Origin of the sequence: Mesorhizobium sp. B1-1-7 (assembly GCF_006442705.1) — a bacterium.
GTDB lineage: Bacteria > Pseudomonadota > Alphaproteobacteria > Rhizobiales > Rhizobiaceae > Mesorhizobium > Mesorhizobium opportunistum.
The window spans coordinates 42,263-55,521 of the sequence record NZ_VFWQ01000020.1; the positions used below are offsets into that span (position 1 = coordinate 42,263).

13 protein-coding genes are annotated in these 13,259 nt (G+C 63.9%); 5 read left to right on the top strand and 8 right to left on the bottom strand.

The genetic code is table 11. The features are described from left to right. Window positions 1-8: 8 nt before the first annotated feature. The 8 genes from FJ978_RS27760 to FJ978_RS27795 form a co-directional block, all read right to left on the bottom strand. Window positions 9-779: a glutamine amidotransferase gene (locus tag FJ978_RS27760; RefSeq protein ID WP_140575786.1), complete on the bottom strand. Its 771-nt coding sequence runs from the start codon at window positions 777-779 to the stop codon at window positions 9-11. 32 nt (window positions 780-811) lie between these two features. After that, a complete protein-coding gene (locus tag FJ978_RS27765; RefSeq protein ID WP_140575787.1) occupies window positions 812-1,900 on the bottom strand; it encodes a phosphotriesterase in 1,089 nt (362 codons plus the stop codon). Between the two features lies 1 nt (window position 1,901). Next, complete coding sequence (locus tag FJ978_RS27770; RefSeq protein WP_140575789.1) at window positions 1,902-2,921, bottom strand: ABC transporter permease; 1,020 nt, start codon at window positions 2,919-2,921, stop codon at window positions 1,902-1,904. Continuing rightward, window positions 2,918-3,715 carry an ATP-binding cassette domain-containing protein gene (locus FJ978_RS27775; protein ID WP_140575790.1) on the bottom strand — a complete coding sequence of 266 codons (798 nt, stop codon included), beginning with the start codon at window positions 3,713-3,715 and terminating at the stop codon, window positions 2,918-2,920. Before FJ978_RS27775 ends, FJ978_RS27770 begins: the two co-directional genes overlap by 4 nt. 99 nt (window positions 3,716-3,814) lie before the next feature. Then, the gene (locus FJ978_RS27780) at window positions 3,815-4,756 is read right to left on the bottom strand and encodes a substrate-binding domain-containing protein (RefSeq protein ID WP_013896446.1); all 942 of its coding nucleotides are present in this window, start codon (window positions 4,754-4,756) and stop codon (window positions 3,815-3,817) included. A gap of 133 nt (window positions 4,757-4,889) precedes the next feature. Further along, window positions 4,890-5,507 (bottom strand): cupin domain-containing protein, encoded by a 618-nt coding sequence (locus FJ978_RS27785; protein ID WP_013896445.1) that lies wholly within the window; start codon window positions 5,505-5,507, stop codon window positions 4,890-4,892. A gap of 157 nt (window positions 5,508-5,664) precedes the next feature. Then, window positions 5,665-6,597: a dimethylarginine dimethylaminohydrolase family protein gene (locus FJ978_RS27790; RefSeq protein WP_013896444.1), complete on the bottom strand. Its 933-nt coding sequence runs from the start codon at window positions 6,595-6,597 to the stop codon at window positions 5,665-5,667. A gap of 21 nt (window positions 6,598-6,618) precedes the next feature. Further along, on the bottom strand, window positions 6,619-8,220 hold the full coding sequence (locus FJ978_RS27795) for an amidohydrolase (RefSeq protein ID WP_181176732.1): 1,602 nt from the start codon (window positions 8,218-8,220) through the stop codon (window positions 6,619-6,621). A 75-nt stretch (window positions 8,221-8,295) separates the two neighbouring features. Between FJ978_RS27795 and FJ978_RS27800 the strand changes: the two genes are divergently transcribed. The 5 genes from FJ978_RS27800 to FJ978_RS27820 all read left to right on the top strand — a co-directional run bounded on the left by FJ978_RS27800 (window position 8,296) and on the right by FJ978_RS27820 (window position 13,240). Further along, the gene (locus FJ978_RS27800) at window positions 8,296-9,192 is read left to right on the top strand and encodes a LysR substrate-binding domain-containing protein (RefSeq protein ID WP_140575793.1); all 897 of its coding nucleotides are present in this window, start codon (window positions 8,296-8,298) and stop codon (window positions 9,190-9,192) included. A 105-nt stretch (window positions 9,193-9,297) separates the two neighbouring features. Further along, window positions 9,298-10,392: an ABC transporter ATP-binding protein gene (locus FJ978_RS27805; protein WP_140575795.1), complete on the top strand. Its 1,095-nt coding sequence runs from the start codon at window positions 9,298-9,300 to the stop codon at window positions 10,390-10,392. A gap of 67 nt (window positions 10,393-10,459) precedes the next feature. Continuing rightward, a complete protein-coding gene (locus FJ978_RS27810; protein ID WP_140575796.1) occupies window positions 10,460-11,575 on the top strand; it encodes an ABC transporter substrate-binding protein in 1,116 nt (371 codons plus the stop codon). Window positions 11,576-11,600: 25 nt separating this feature from the next. Then, window positions 11,601-12,434, top strand: a complete 834-nt coding sequence (locus tag FJ978_RS27815; protein ID WP_023764368.1) for an ABC transporter permease — start codon at window positions 11,601-11,603, stop codon at window positions 12,432-12,434. After that, the gene (locus FJ978_RS27820; protein ID WP_140575799.1) at window positions 12,434-13,240 is read left to right on the top strand and encodes an ABC transporter permease; all 807 of its coding nucleotides are present in this window, start codon (window positions 12,434-12,436) and stop codon (window positions 13,238-13,240) included. Before FJ978_RS27815 ends, FJ978_RS27820 begins: the two co-directional genes overlap by 1 nt. Window positions 13,241-13,259 lie beyond the last annotated feature (19 nt).

The following is a 13,259-nucleotide window of genomic DNA, read 5'->3' on the forward strand; positions in this document are numbered from 1 at the left end:
ATCCCTTGCTAGTCCTTGGCCGTTGCCCAGCCCAGCATCTGCTCGAACAGTGTCTTGTAGCCGCCCCAGGCGATGAAGCCCGGAGGCAGCCAGTGCGGGCCGACATCCGAGGTCCAGGCGACGGTCCGGCCCTTGCCGTATTTGCCGGTTACCAGCAGCGGCAGGGAACGGTAGTCGGATGACACGGTGGCCAGAACCTCCGCCTCGTCCTTGACCGTGACCTCATTGAAGCCGAGCAGGATCGGCCAATCCTTGCCCAGGCCCCTGAGAATTGGATGATCCTGCGGACCGACGACGGCCGGCGCATAGCCCTCCGGAACCTCGACACGGTCGTCGATAGGCAGGCACGTCACCGGCAGGACGTCCTCGACCGGCGTCTTGTGATAGCGCGCGCCGCCGTTGATGCCCTGGAAGCTGTAATAGCCGCCGAACATCAGCAGGCCGCCGCCATTGCCGACATACTCACGCAGCAGGCGCAGCCGGTTCGGCGTCGGCTTGGAATGGATCCAGGTGTCGGGGTGAAGCAACAGCGTGTTGGCGCCGAGATCGGAAAGCACGACCGCGTCATAGGCTGAAAGCGCGTCCATGGTCTGCGGGAAATTCCGCTGCGCCTCATGCGCCGGCATGAAGGTGACGTCGAACGGACCGTCCTTCAGCGCGGCCAGCAGTTCATCGGCGCCGGTGTGATAGGTCACGGTCGGAAACTGGTCGAAGCCCTTGATATGGGTCGCGGTCGAGACCCAGGACTCGCCTGCGAGAAGAACTTTCTTCCTGGACATGTATACTCCCTTGATTGTGTTGATCCGCGGGCTCAGGGGCCTTCGGCGAACACGGTCTTTGGATTGTCGATGAGCATGCGGTCGATGGCCGACTGCTCGACGCCATGGCGTTTCAGTCTCGGCACGAAATGCTTGAGGAGGAAGCCGTAGCCGAAGCCGCCAAAGCGCGTCAGCATGATCTTCAAAAACACGTCCTGCGACAGAAGAAGCCGATCGACCAGACCCATGTCGATCAGCGAGCGGATTGCCTGCGCATTCTGCTCATCCGAAGGCGACTGCGCATCCTGGTCCGCATAATAGAAATCCATGCCGATCATGTCGTATTCCAGGAAGGCGCCGCGCGCGGCAAGGCTTCTCTGGTAGGCGAGATCGTCGTGGCTCGGATTCATATGGCAAAGCACCGTGTGCCTGAGATCGGCGCCTTCCGCCTCGACGACGTCTAGCACGTCATGCGCCAGCCGTTCCCAGCCGGGCAGGTGGATGGTCAGCGGCACGCCGGTTATCCTGGCCGCGCGCGCCGAAGCCCGCAGCGACTTGCGTTCCTCGTCGGTGAAATCCTTGCTGACGCCGACCTCGCCGATGATACCGGCCATGATCTCGGGCTGCACCGCCCCGCCGCCGACGTCGTTGACGAGGAATTCGGTGACATCGTCGACGTCCATCGCCTTCAGCCAGTCGGGGTGGGTGTGCTGCAGGTAGAAACCCGTGCCCATGACGATCCGCAATCCGGAACTGCGGGCGATGCGCGCCAGCTTCACCGGATCGCGGCCGATGCCGATATTGGTCGCATCGACGACGGTGTGGCCGCCGAGCGCCCTGTACTTCGCCAACTCCGAAAGCGCCAGGTCGCTGTCGTCGAGCGAGACGTTGTCGCGGTTCATGTAGGGGTTCATCCGCAGCTCGCCGATGATCTCCATGCTGACCGGCTGCTCGGCGATATTCTTCTCGTCGGGATGACAAGGGCATTTCCAGGATGTCGAGCCATCGAGCAGGATATGCTCATGCATCAGCGTCACGCCCATGTCGGCGATCGCGACCGGGCCGGTAACCGTCATCACGGTGCCGGAGCGAACACCGATCGGCGCCCTTTGCCTTGGCGTGTCGTCGAACAGATGATCCATGTCAGCGGCTCCGCGTTGCGCCCTTGAACAGCCGGAAATTCAGCCAGATGGCAACGAGAATGATTGTGCCGGTAACGATCGGCGTCAGGAAGGGCGACATATGTGCCAGGATCAGGCCGTTGCCGATGACCGCGACGGTCAGCGCGCCGAGTATGGTGCCGATGATCGTGCCGCGCCCGCCGAACAGGCTGGTGCCGCCAAGCACCACGGCGGCGATGACATCGAGCTCGAAACCCTGGCCGGAATTCGATGAGCCGGAGCCGAGCCGGGCCGCCAGGATGACACCGGCGACCGCCGCCGCCATGCCCGACAGGATGTAGACGAAGAGCGTCATGAAGCGCGTGTCGACACCGGCGCGGCGCACGGCTTCGGCATTGGCCCCGATGCCGGTGACATAGCGGCCGAACGGCGTCTGGTTGAAGGCGAGATAGGCGACGATCAGGACGAGAAGGGCGAGCAGCGCCGGCACCGGCACACCGAGGAACCAGGCCCTGCCGATGTTGACGAAGAAGCTGGTCGGCTCGACCGGGATCGAATAGCCGCCGGTGATCAGCAGCGCCACGCCGCGGATGACGGAAAGCCCGGCAAGCGTGACGATGAAGGCCGGTATGCGCTCATAGGCGATGAAGAAGCCTTGCAAGGCGCCGATCGCCGCTCCAAGCGCCAGCATGGCGACGACGACCAGCGGCCACGGCAGGCCAGCTTGGAGGGCGACGGCCGAGAGCGTCGCCGTCAGCGCCAGCACCGAGCCGACCGAGAGATCGATGCCGCCGGTGGTTATGACGAAGGTCATCGCCGCCGCGACGATCAGCAGCGGCGCCGACTGGCGAACGATGTTGAGCAGATTGGGCGTCGTCAGGAAGGAACCGGTGACCAGCGAGAAGATCACGCAGACGACGATGAAGAACAGCGCGATGGAGACGACGCTGCCATTGGCTATCGCCACATCCTTCCATGTACCCTTGTGGGCGCGCTTGGGCGGCGAAACGCCAAGCTCGGCGGATGGCGAGGTGGCGTTCATGGCCGTACCCCCTCATCGCGGCTGGCACGCGCCGACCGCGCATTGAATTTCCGGCCGACGATCAGGTTGACGACCTCCTCGATGCTGGTGTCGCCGATCTTGCGTTCGGCGACATTGCGGCCCTCGTACATGACCTGAATGCGGTCGCAGACCAGGAACAGGTCCTGCAGCCGATGGGTGATGAGAATGACGCTGACGCCACGGGCGCTGACGGCGCGGATGAGTTCCAGGACCGCCTCGACTTCCGCCACCGCAAGCGCCGCCGTCGGTTCGTCCATGATCAGCACCGACGGGTCGAAGGAGGCGGCACGGCCGATGGCGATCGACTGTCGCTGGCCGCCGGAGAGGTTTTCGACCTTGAGCCTGGTATCGGCGATGACGATGCCGAGCCGGTCGAGCATCTCGCGCGTCTCGCCATGCATGCGCCTGTTGTCGAGAAAGGGGACGCCAAGAATGTGGCGGCGCGGTTCGCGGCCGAGAAAGAGATTGCCCGCCACATCCACCGTGTCGCAGAGCGAAAGGTCCTGGTAGACCATCTCCACCCGAGCGGCGCGGGCATCGGCCGGCGAGGAAAAGGACACGGCGTTGCCGTCGATCTCGATGCTGCCGGAATCGGGAATGACCGCGCCGGACAAGACCTTGCTCAGAGTGGATTTGCCGGCGCCGTTGTCGCCGACCAGGCCGAGCACCTCGCCGGGCTTCAATGTCAGCGAAACATCATCCAGCGTCTGGATGGGGCCGTATCGTTTGGAAATACCGGTCATCCTGACGCGGTAGGTCTCGCCATCGCTCATCATGGTTCCAGTTCTCGAAGGACGACATGTTCAATCGGTCGTCGGGCCGCGCGGCCAACCAATCAGGTCGATGCGCGGCCCGGCGGTCCGGGGAGGATACTACTTGAACATGTCCTTGAACTGGCCGACATTTTCCTTGGTCACGATGGTGATCGGAACATTGATGATCGGATCGATCTTCTCGCCCTTCTTGAGCTTGCCGAAGGCCTCGATGGCGGCCTTGCCTTCACCAGCCGGATCCTGCTGGACGACAGCGACCACCCAGCCTTCCTCGAGACCTTGCACCGCCGATTTGGTCAGGTCCCATCCGAACACCTTGACGTCGCCGGTGCGGCCCTGGCTGGTGACGGCGGAAACCGCACCGAGCAGTGCCGGCTCGCCGGTCGCATAGAGCGTCGTCATGTCGGCATTGGCGGTCATCAGGTTTTCAGAGGCGGAAAGGGCGACGTCCTGCACGTTCTGACCGTCGACCGTATCGAGGAAGGTGACCTTCTGGCCGCTGTCGGCGACGGCCTTCTTGAAACCGTCGAGGCGCTGGTTCTGGATGAAGGAATTGAGCGCGCCGACAACGCCGATCTTGGCGGTTCCATTCATCTTGGTCTTGACGTAGTCGGCGTAGAATTTGCCGATATCCTCGCCCGCCTTGGTGTTGTCGACACCAACGAAGGCGACATTGTCGCCATTCGGGATCTGCGCGTCGATGGCAATGACCGGAATGCCGGCGGCCTTGGCCGCGGTGATCGCCGGTTTCACACCGTTGACATCGATGGCGACGAGAATGATGCCGTCGACCTTCTGGGTGATGTAGTTCTCGATCGCGTCGTTCTGCGCGCTCGGCACGTTGTTGGCGTTGAAGATGACGAGATCGACGCCGGCGGCCTTCGCCGCGGCTGTCGCACCGTCATTGATCTGGTTGAAGAAAAGAGCCTGCTGGTTGATGGTGACGAGTGCATAGGTCTCGGCCATGGCGGAGCCAGAACCAAGCGCGAAGGTCATGGCGATGGCCGCGGCGCAGCCTGAAAGGATCTTTGTAAGACGCATTCCGGTTCCCCTTGGTTTTGCGAAAAAGGCCCTTGATCGGGCTCACATGGCGCCTGAGCGCATGGGCATAATTCAAGATACTTGATTTCTTGTCAAGTGACTTGAATTAGCGTCGGCGAAGGGAGACCGCCTGTCAGAATGTCGCGGGCGTGTTCACCCAGAAAATGCTGGCGCGTTCGTCGCCGACATTGCGGTACCAATGGGGGAGTTCCGAATTGAAGACGAAGGAATCTCCGGCGGACAGGCGAAACGTCTTCTCACCGACCATCAGTTCGATGGCGCCTTCCAGGAGATAGCCGACTTCCTCGCCGGCATGCTGGATCGGGCCGGCGCTTTCACCGCCCGCCTCGATATGATGGATATTGCACTGCAGGAGATGGCCCGGCGAATAGGGGATGACTCGCTCGAGCGAAATGCCTTCGCCGCGCCGGAGCGGATCGAGCGCGATCAACGGCCGCGCTCCAGCTCGAAAGACGATGCCTTCCTCGCCATCGGACTCCTCGAACATCCAGCCAATGTTCGTGCCGAGCACCTCGACAAGCCGGTGGAGCATGGGAAGCGAGGGCGAGACCTTGCCGTTCTCGACCTTGGAAAGCAGGCTCTCGGAGCAGTTGGCGGAGGTGGCGAGCGCCTTCAGGGTCAGGCCCCGTGTCTGCCGGGAGAGCTTCAGCCTCGTGCCAAGCCGTGAGAGGCTGGTGGCTGTCGAGCGCTCGTCACTGCCCTTGCTGTTGTGGGTATCGATCTTGTTCATTGGGGGAGGCGAACATCTCCGCTGGTTGGGCCGACTCGTAAAACTGATCCGAAGCGTTGTCCATCCTGTGATCATGGACAACGCGTCGGATCGGCATCATGGACCCGTCCAGGGCAAACGAAGCGCCCGCCTTCCCGATACTGGCGAGCGCGCGGTCTCAGGCCGCTTCGCGTTTCAGCGCCTGCGCCATGCAGTGGATGCCGCCGCCGGTCTTGGAGATCTCGCTCATGTCGACTGCCGCGACCTCGAAGCCGCGCGCCTTGAGCTGGCCGATCAGCGTTTGGCTGGAGGTCGGCGCGATGACCCGGTCCTTGCCGAGCGACATGAAGTTGCAGCCGAGTGCCATCGTGTCCTGGAACGGCACGTCGATGATCTCGTGGCCCTTGCCTTTCAGCCAGTCGACGATGCCGGGCTCGGTGCAGGCGAGGCAGACGGCAGTGAGCTTCTCGGCGATCGGCACCACCATCAGGTCGATATGGACATAATACTCGTCGATGAAGGCGATGCGTGTCTCCCAGCCTTCCTTTTCGAACCAGGCCTGCACCTGGCGCGCGCCTTCCTCCTGCGTGCGGGCGCCACCGCAGCCGATCAGCACCACGCCGTCCTCGATGACGTTGAAGTCGCCACCCTCGAACGTGCCCGCCGTGACCATATCGTAGATCGGGATGCCGAGTTTCTCGTAGGTGCGGATGGCGGCGTAGTTTTCGCCGCGCCGCCACCAGTTGGCCATGGCGGTGATAATGGCGCCATAGGGCGTCATCACGCTGGAATCGCGCGAGTAGACCTGCATCGGCAGTTCCGGCGTCGGCTCGTGCCAATGGATGCTGACGCCGAAATGCTCATAGGCGGCGACCAGGTCCTTGTGCTGCGCCTGCGCGATCTGGACGTTGCAGGGCGCCTCGCGCAGATGCTTGCGCGACAGCGAACTGGTCGACAGATGGCGCAGGAAATTCGGCGAGCCAAGCAGGACGTCGGTCAAGACGTCGGTTTCGTTGGCGAAGCCCCAGACGGTCAGCGGCTTGGTGCCGCCGGCCGGGTTGCGGCGCTGCAGCGAGAACGGTTCGGCGACGATGCGATCATGGACGGTCATGGGGTTCTCCTCGTGCTTTGATCATGCGGTTTGGTTGGGTTGACCGCTCGGTATCCACCAGTCGCGGCCGCGCGCGGTGGTGACATATTCGGGCCAGCGGAAATGGATCGGCGGGTCGTAGTCGCAGAGCGGCGCGATCCAGTTCGCACCGCCGATGCCGCCGCCGGTGCGGGTGACGAACTCGTCCATCGCCGCATCGCGGGCGGTTTTGTCCTCCAGCAAGCGCAGCGCCGCCAGCGCGACCGTCTTGGCCGCACAGATGACCATCGGATCGATCGTCGCGGTAATGCCGCCAAGCGCGTTCATCACCCAGCCCGGGTAGGGCTGGCCGCTTGCCGAACGCAACGCCGGACGGGCGACATAGAACCTCGCCGTCGGCGCATGCCAGCTCATGTCGGTGTAGTCGTCGGAGGTCGAATTCAGCTGCGACGGCGGCAGGTCACGGCGCAGGATTTCCTCGGCCTGCCTGGGGTCGATCAGTCGTTCCAGCTCGTCGATGAACGGGTTCTCGGTCGCGGCATTTCCAGCATTGACCTGGATTTCGCGCCCGACCGCCTTGGCGGCTTCGTCCCAGCGCGGTGGCCCGACCGTCGACAGCGCCGCATAGGCGATCTCGGCCATGGCGTGGTTGGCAAGCCCCGGCCGCGATTTCGATACCCAGTGACGCTCGAATCGACAGCCGCTGATCGCGGCGGCGGCCGTGGCATTGCGATCGAGCACGGCGGTGACCTGTTCGGCCATGCGAAGCGTAGGCACGCGGATCATGTACTGGATCTCGGCCAGCCCCGCCGGCAGATTGTCGGCGGTGGCCTGGCCGGCGGTCAGGATCGCCTCGCTGATCGACCAGCCGCCCTGATGCGGCAGCATCGAATCGCGCAGTGCCTTGGAGGCCATGTACATCGTCATCAGCGCATCGTTGGCGCCGGGCGCACGCACCGCCGAATGCGCCTGCGGGATCGGTGCACCGTCGCCTGCGCGAACCCAATTTTCGGGTTCGTCGCACACAAAGCGGTAGATCATCGAATAGGCGGCACCGCAATGCGTGTCCCAGCGCGCCGTGTTGCAGAGCGGCAGCATGTAGAAGGGATGAAACGAAATCATGCCGGCAAGTCCGTCATAATAGCCCTTGGCCGCGTGGATCGGCTTCGAGCCGCGCACCTTCTCGGCGGGCTCGCCGGTGAAGCGCAACGTGCCGGCAATGCCGTGCCGCTGCATGGCCGCCTTGACGGCAAGCAGGCCGCCGAGGCTCGCCATGCCGAGCCCTGAATGCGGATCGGTGTGGCCCCCGGCCTCGAAGCCAAGGCCGGGCCGCGGCTGCTTCACGGTCACTGCGTCCTGGCAGTTGCCGGGCACCGCGTCATATTCGGCATAAAGGCCGATCGTCGGCCCGGCGCCATTCGTCCAGTGGGCGCAGAACGCGGTTGGCATGCCGCCCGAGCCTTCCTCGACGGAAAAGCCCTCATGCTTCAGCCGCGCGACATACCAGGCGGCCGACTGGTATTCGCGCCATGCGGTCTCGCCGAAATCGAAGATGGTGCGCGTCCACTGCGACAGCAACGGCTGGATGCCGTCCAGGCAGGCAAGCGCGGTCTCCTGCGCTGATGTCGTCACCGGTTTGTCCATGCGTCAAAGAAAGCAGTGAAGCGGCTCGCCAAAAAGTGATATGTTTTCCCGGTTCGTGCAAATTCGGTTCACCTCTTGAGAATTCCCTCCACACAGGCGCTGCGCGCCCTCGACAGCTTCGCCCGTCATGGCAGCGTCTGGCGCGCTGCCGACGAATTGCACCTCACCCGCAGCGCGGTAAGCCATCAACTGCGTCTGCTGGAGCGCGATCTCGGCTTCGACCTGCTTGAGCGCATCGGCAAGGGCGTGGCGCTGACGCCGCGCGGCCAGCGCTATGCCAGCGACGTGCGCAAGGCGCTGACAGTGCTTGGCGATGCGGTGACGCGCGATGCCGGCACGGGCGTCGGCGGCTCGTTCGCCGTCTCCTGCACGCCGGGCTTCGCCTCGTTGTTTTTATGCACCCATATCGGCGAGTTCCGGCAGATGTACCCTGACGTGGCGCTGCGCATCCTGACCCCCAGGCGGCTCGACGACGTCAGCAATGCCGACGCCGATGCCTTCATCGCTTTCGGTGTCGGCAACTGGCCGAACCGAGCCGTCGAGCCGCTCTGTGAAATCTCGTTCACGCCACTCTGCAGTCCGACGCTGCTCAACAAGGTCGGCGGCTTTTCTCGGCCCGCGGACGTGCTGCGCGCCAACCTGCTTCACCTTGACGACACCGAGGACTGGGCGCGCTGGCTGGCGCTGTCCAAGGTGGAAAACCCCGACACCGAGGGCGGCATCTTCTTTTCGGACATGAACCTCGTCTTCTCGGCGGCGATCGCCGGCCAGGGCATTGCCATGGGCGACGAACTGACCAGCCGGCGCGCCTTGAGCGAAGGCCGGCTGGTCAGGCCGTTCGACATCGCGATCAAGTCACCGCGTTCCTATTACCTGGTCTCCGAACACGCGAAAGCGAGCCATCCGGTGCTGGAGGCGTTCGGGGGCTGGCTGAGATCGAAGCTCTCGGAGAACCCGGTCAGGCCGTATTGACCGACCATAGATGAATCAAATTTGCCGATCAGGCGAAAACTATTCGGTTGCGGTGAGCCGCCGGCCTGCCTACGATTTCCTCTTGGGACTGAGGAAGAAGGCAGGATGCAGCAACCCGGCCGGGCCGCAGAGATCAAGGCAATCGGGATCGGCAAGAGCTTCGGCTCGTTCCGTGCGTTGGACGATCTGACGCTCAATATCGGCCGCGGCGAGTTCCTGACCCTGCTTGGCCCCTCCGGTTCGGGCAAGACCACCTTCCTGATGATCCTCGCCGGCTTCGTGCAGCCGACCGAGGGCCGCCTCCTGAGCGACGGCACCGACATCACCAACCGTCCGGCCGAGCAGCGCGCCGCCGGCATGGTGTTCCAGGGCTATGCGTTGTTCCCGCATATGAGCGTCGAGGCCAACATCGCTTTCCCGCTCAAGGTCCGCAAGAAATCGGCCTCCGAGATCAAGAAGCGTGTCGGCGAGATGATCGAGCGTGTCGGCCTGGTTGGTCACGAGAAGAAACTGCCGTCGCAGCTCTCCGGCGGCCAGCAGCAGCGCGTGGCGCTGGCTCGCGCACTGGTGTTCGAACCAGGCGTGCTCCTGCTCGACGAGCCGTTCTCGGCGCTGGACAAGAGCCTGCGCGGACAGATGCAGGCCGAGATGAAGCGCCTGCATCTGGAAACCGGCACCACTTTCGTCTTCGTCACCCACGACCAGAGCGAGGCGCTGGCGCTGTCGTCGCGCGTCGCCATCTTCAACCACGGCAAATTGCTGCAGGTCGGCGCGCCGGACGAGGTCTACGACCGGCCGGACAACCGCTTCGTCGCCGAGTTCCTCGGGGAGATCAACATGCTGCCGCTGAAAGGGGTCAAGCCCGCCGGCAATGGCTCGACGGGCGTTTGCGAGGATCGCGCGGTCAGCATGCATTGCAAGGCCGAGAAAGTCCGTGGCGATGCAATCCTGGCAATCCGCCCCGAATATATGTCGATCGCTGGCGAGGCCGCCGCCGGCGAGAACGGCATTGCCGCGACCGCCACCGCCTCGACCTATCTGGGTGCGGCGACCAGGCTCGACCTGACGACGCGGCAGGGCGCCAGGGTGACCGTCTCGGTGCCCAACGAGGTCGCGGCCGCGGCGCTGAGCAAAGGCAATTCCGTCTGGCTGACCTGGCCTGCGGAAAAGGGTTTCCTCCTTCCGGAAGGAGGACAATGACCGCCGGCGTGGACCGATGGGACACGCAGGCTTCCGGGAATGATCAACGACAAAAAGGGGAACTGACATGACAAACGATACCAAGAAACAAGCCATCGAGACCCTGTCCGCCAGGGCAGGTCGCGGCGAGATTTCGCGCCGCCAGTTCACGCAGCTGGCAGCACTCGTGCTCGCCGGCACGCCGATGCTTTTGCGTTCGACCGGTGCCTTTGCACAGGCCAAGGAACTGGTTCTGGTGAACTGGGGTGGCGACGCCATCACGGCTTACGACGCCGCCTACGGCCAGGCTTTCACCAAGGACACCGGCATCACCGTCAAGATGGACGGCTCCGGCCCGACCGAAGGCGCGATCGCCGCGCAGTCCAAGAGCGGCGCCCCGACCTGGGACCTCGTCGACGTCGACCCATTCTCGGCCATCACGCTCGGCGCCCAGGGCGCGCTGGAGCCGATCGACTACAAGATCGTCGACAAGACGAAGATGCGGCCGGGCTTCGGTTGGGAGTATGCCGCCTCGACCTATTTCTTCTCCTACGTCATCGCCTATGATTCCGAGAAATACGGCAAGGACGCGCCGACCGGCATGGCCGATTTCTTCGATGTGAAGAAGTTCCCCGGCAAGCGCTCGCTCTACAAATGGGGCGTTTCGAGCTGGGAAGCCGCACTGCTGGCGGACGGCATCGCGCCGGCCTCGCTCTATCCGCTCGACCTCAAGCGCGCGCATGACAAGATCGCCGCCTTCAAGGAAAACGTGGTCGCCTATTGGGGCGGCGGCGCCGAGAGCCAGAGCGTGCTGCTCAACGGCGAGGCCTCGATGGCCATCGTCTGGTCGACCCGCGCCTCGCTGATCGAGCAGGACTCGGGCGGCAAGATCAAGTTCATCTGGGACCAGGGCCTGATCTCGCCCGGTGCCCTTGCCGTGCTCAAGAACAACCCAGGCGGCAAGGACGCGGCGATGAAGTTCATCGCCAGCGCGCAGGATCCGCAAAAGCAGCTCGTCATGTTCGACAAGCTGGGGCAGGGCCCGGCCAATCCAGCCGCCGACGCGCTGATCCCCGCTGACAAGAAGCGCATCAACCCGGTCGATCCCGAGAACATGAAGAAGCAGATCCCGCTCGACATGGACTGGTACGCCAAGAACTACGGGCCGGCGCTCGACGAATACACCAAGATCATCTCGGCTTGACCAGGGCCGGGATCATCGGGTCCAGATGAGAGCATATCTCTCCGACAGGATGGGCGCGGCGCTGTTGATGGCGCCGCTGCTCCTATTTCTTGTCCTCGCCTATGCATGGCCGTTCCTCGGTGTCGTGAAGTGGAGCTTCACACTGCCGACGCCGGGGCTCGGCCAGTACGAGGCACTGCTCACCGACGATCTGGTGCAGTCGGTGTTCATCCGCACATTGCGCATCGCGGCCATCGTCACGGTCGTCTCGGTTGCCGCCGCCTACGCCATCACCGTCGTCTGGGTGCGCGGCACGCCGGCGCAGCGCCTTGTCGCCGAATTCTGCATCCTGGTGCCGTTCTGGATCTCGGTTTTGACGCGCGCCTTCGGCTGGGTGGCGCTTTTGTCCAATCGCGGCCTAATCAACACCTGGCTGCAGGCGATCGGCTTCATCTCCGAACCACTGACCCTGGTGCGCAACGAGTTCGGCGTCATCGTCGGCATGACGCATTTCCTCATTCCGTTCGCCGTCTTTCCGCTCGCCTCGGCCATGCGCAGCCTCGACGACCGGGTGCTGCTGGCGGCACGCGGGCTCGGCTCCAGCCGCATGCGCACTTTCTGGACCGTGTTCGTGCCGATGACCCGCTCCGGCATCATCGGCTCGGCGATGATCGTGTTCGTCTTCTCGCTCGGCTTCTTCGTCACGCCGGCGATCCTCGGCGGTGGCCGCAGCGTGATGATCGCCGAACTGATCTATCTCCGCATCTTCCAGAGCCCGGATTGGGGGCTGGGTGCGGCGATCAGCGTCGTACTGGTGCTGTTCGTCGGTGCGCTGATGGCGCTTCTGTTCCGTTATGTCAGACCGAAACAGTTGATCTGATGCCGACCTATCGCCCCGGACCCGTCTCGCTGATCCTGGCCGTTCTGGTGGCGCTGTTCCTGCTTTTGCCGCTTCTCGCCGTCATCCCGGTGTCGCTGACGCCGAGCCGCATGCTGGCGATGCCGTCGGGCGAACTGTCGCTGCGCCACTATCGTTCGCTGATCGAGGATCCGCGCTGGCTTCAGTCGATCCTGCTGTCGATCAGGATCGGCATCGTCAGCAGCGCGATTTCCACGGTGCTGGCGCTCTGCTTCAGCCTCGGCGTGTGGATGTTCCAGCCGCGTTTCACCGCGGCCCTCGTCGGCTTCGTGCTGCTGCCGATGGTGGTGCCGCCGGTGGTCTCGGCGGTGACGCTCTATTTCCTGCTCACCTCGATCTCCGGCGTCAGCTCCTTCTTCGGATACGATACCTGGCTTGGCGTCGCCATGGCGCATTCGGTGATGACGGTGCCTTTCGCCACGGTGCTGATCCTGGTCTCGCTCAGCCAGCTCGACCGGCGCATCGACCTTGCCGCGCGCGGCCTCGGCGCCTCGGTGTGGGAGCGCGCCACCCGCGTCATCATGCCAAACATCAAGTTCGGCATCGTCACCGCGGCACTGCTGTCCTTCGTGCTGTCCTGGGAAGAGATCGGCGTCACGCTGTTCATCACCTCGGTCAACGCCATCACCCTGCCAAGGCTGATGTGGATGGGCCTGCGCGACAACATCGATCCAGCCATCGCCGCCCTCTCGGTGATCCTGATCATCATCACCGTGCTGGTGCTGGCGGTGCGCAGCTTCGTGGTCCGGTTGCGCGGCAGGCCCTGACCACGGTCGGTGATCATCC

Coding starts and splice junctions, on each gene's coding strand:
- FJ978_RS27780 (WP_013896446.1), bottom strand. CDS start 4,756: ATGCGTCTTACAAAGATCCTTTCAGGCTGCGCCGCGGCCATCGCCATG.
- FJ978_RS27790 (WP_013896444.1), bottom strand. CDS start 6,597: ATGACCGTCCATGATCGCATCGTCGCCGAACCGTTCTCGCTGCAGCGC.
- FJ978_RS27765 (WP_140575787.1), bottom strand. CDS start 1,900: ATGGATCATCTGTTCGACGACACGCCAAGGCAAAGGGCGCCGATCGGT.
- FJ978_RS27775 (WP_140575790.1), bottom strand. CDS start 3,715: ATGAGCGATGGCGAGACCTACCGCGTCAGGATGACCGGTATTTCCAAA.
- FJ978_RS27810 (WP_140575796.1), top strand. CDS start 10,460: ATGACAAACGATACCAAGAAACAAGCCATCGAGACCCTGTCCGCCAGG.
- FJ978_RS27805 (WP_140575795.1), top strand. CDS start 9,298: ATGCAGCAACCCGGCCGGGCCGCAGAGATCAAGGCAATCGGGATCGGC.
- FJ978_RS27760 (WP_140575786.1), bottom strand. CDS start 779: ATGTCCAGGAAGAAAGTTCTTCTCGCAGGCGAGTCCTGGGTCTCGACC.
- FJ978_RS27795 (WP_181176732.1), bottom strand. CDS start 8,220: ATGGACAAACCGGTGACGACATCAGCGCAGGAGACCGCGCTTGCCTGC.
- FJ978_RS27815 (WP_023764368.1), top strand. CDS start 11,601: ATGAGAGCATATCTCTCCGACAGGATGGGCGCGGCGCTGTTGATGGCG.
- FJ978_RS27770 (WP_140575789.1), bottom strand. CDS start 2,921: ATGAACGCCACCTCGCCATCCGCCGAGCTTGGCGTTTCGCCGCCCAAG.
- FJ978_RS27820 (WP_140575799.1), top strand. CDS start 12,434: ATGCCGACCTATCGCCCCGGACCCGTCTCGCTGATCCTGGCCGTTCTG.
- FJ978_RS27785 (WP_013896445.1), bottom strand. CDS start 5,507: ATGAACAAGATCGATACCCACAACAGCAAGGGCAGTGACGAGCGCTCG.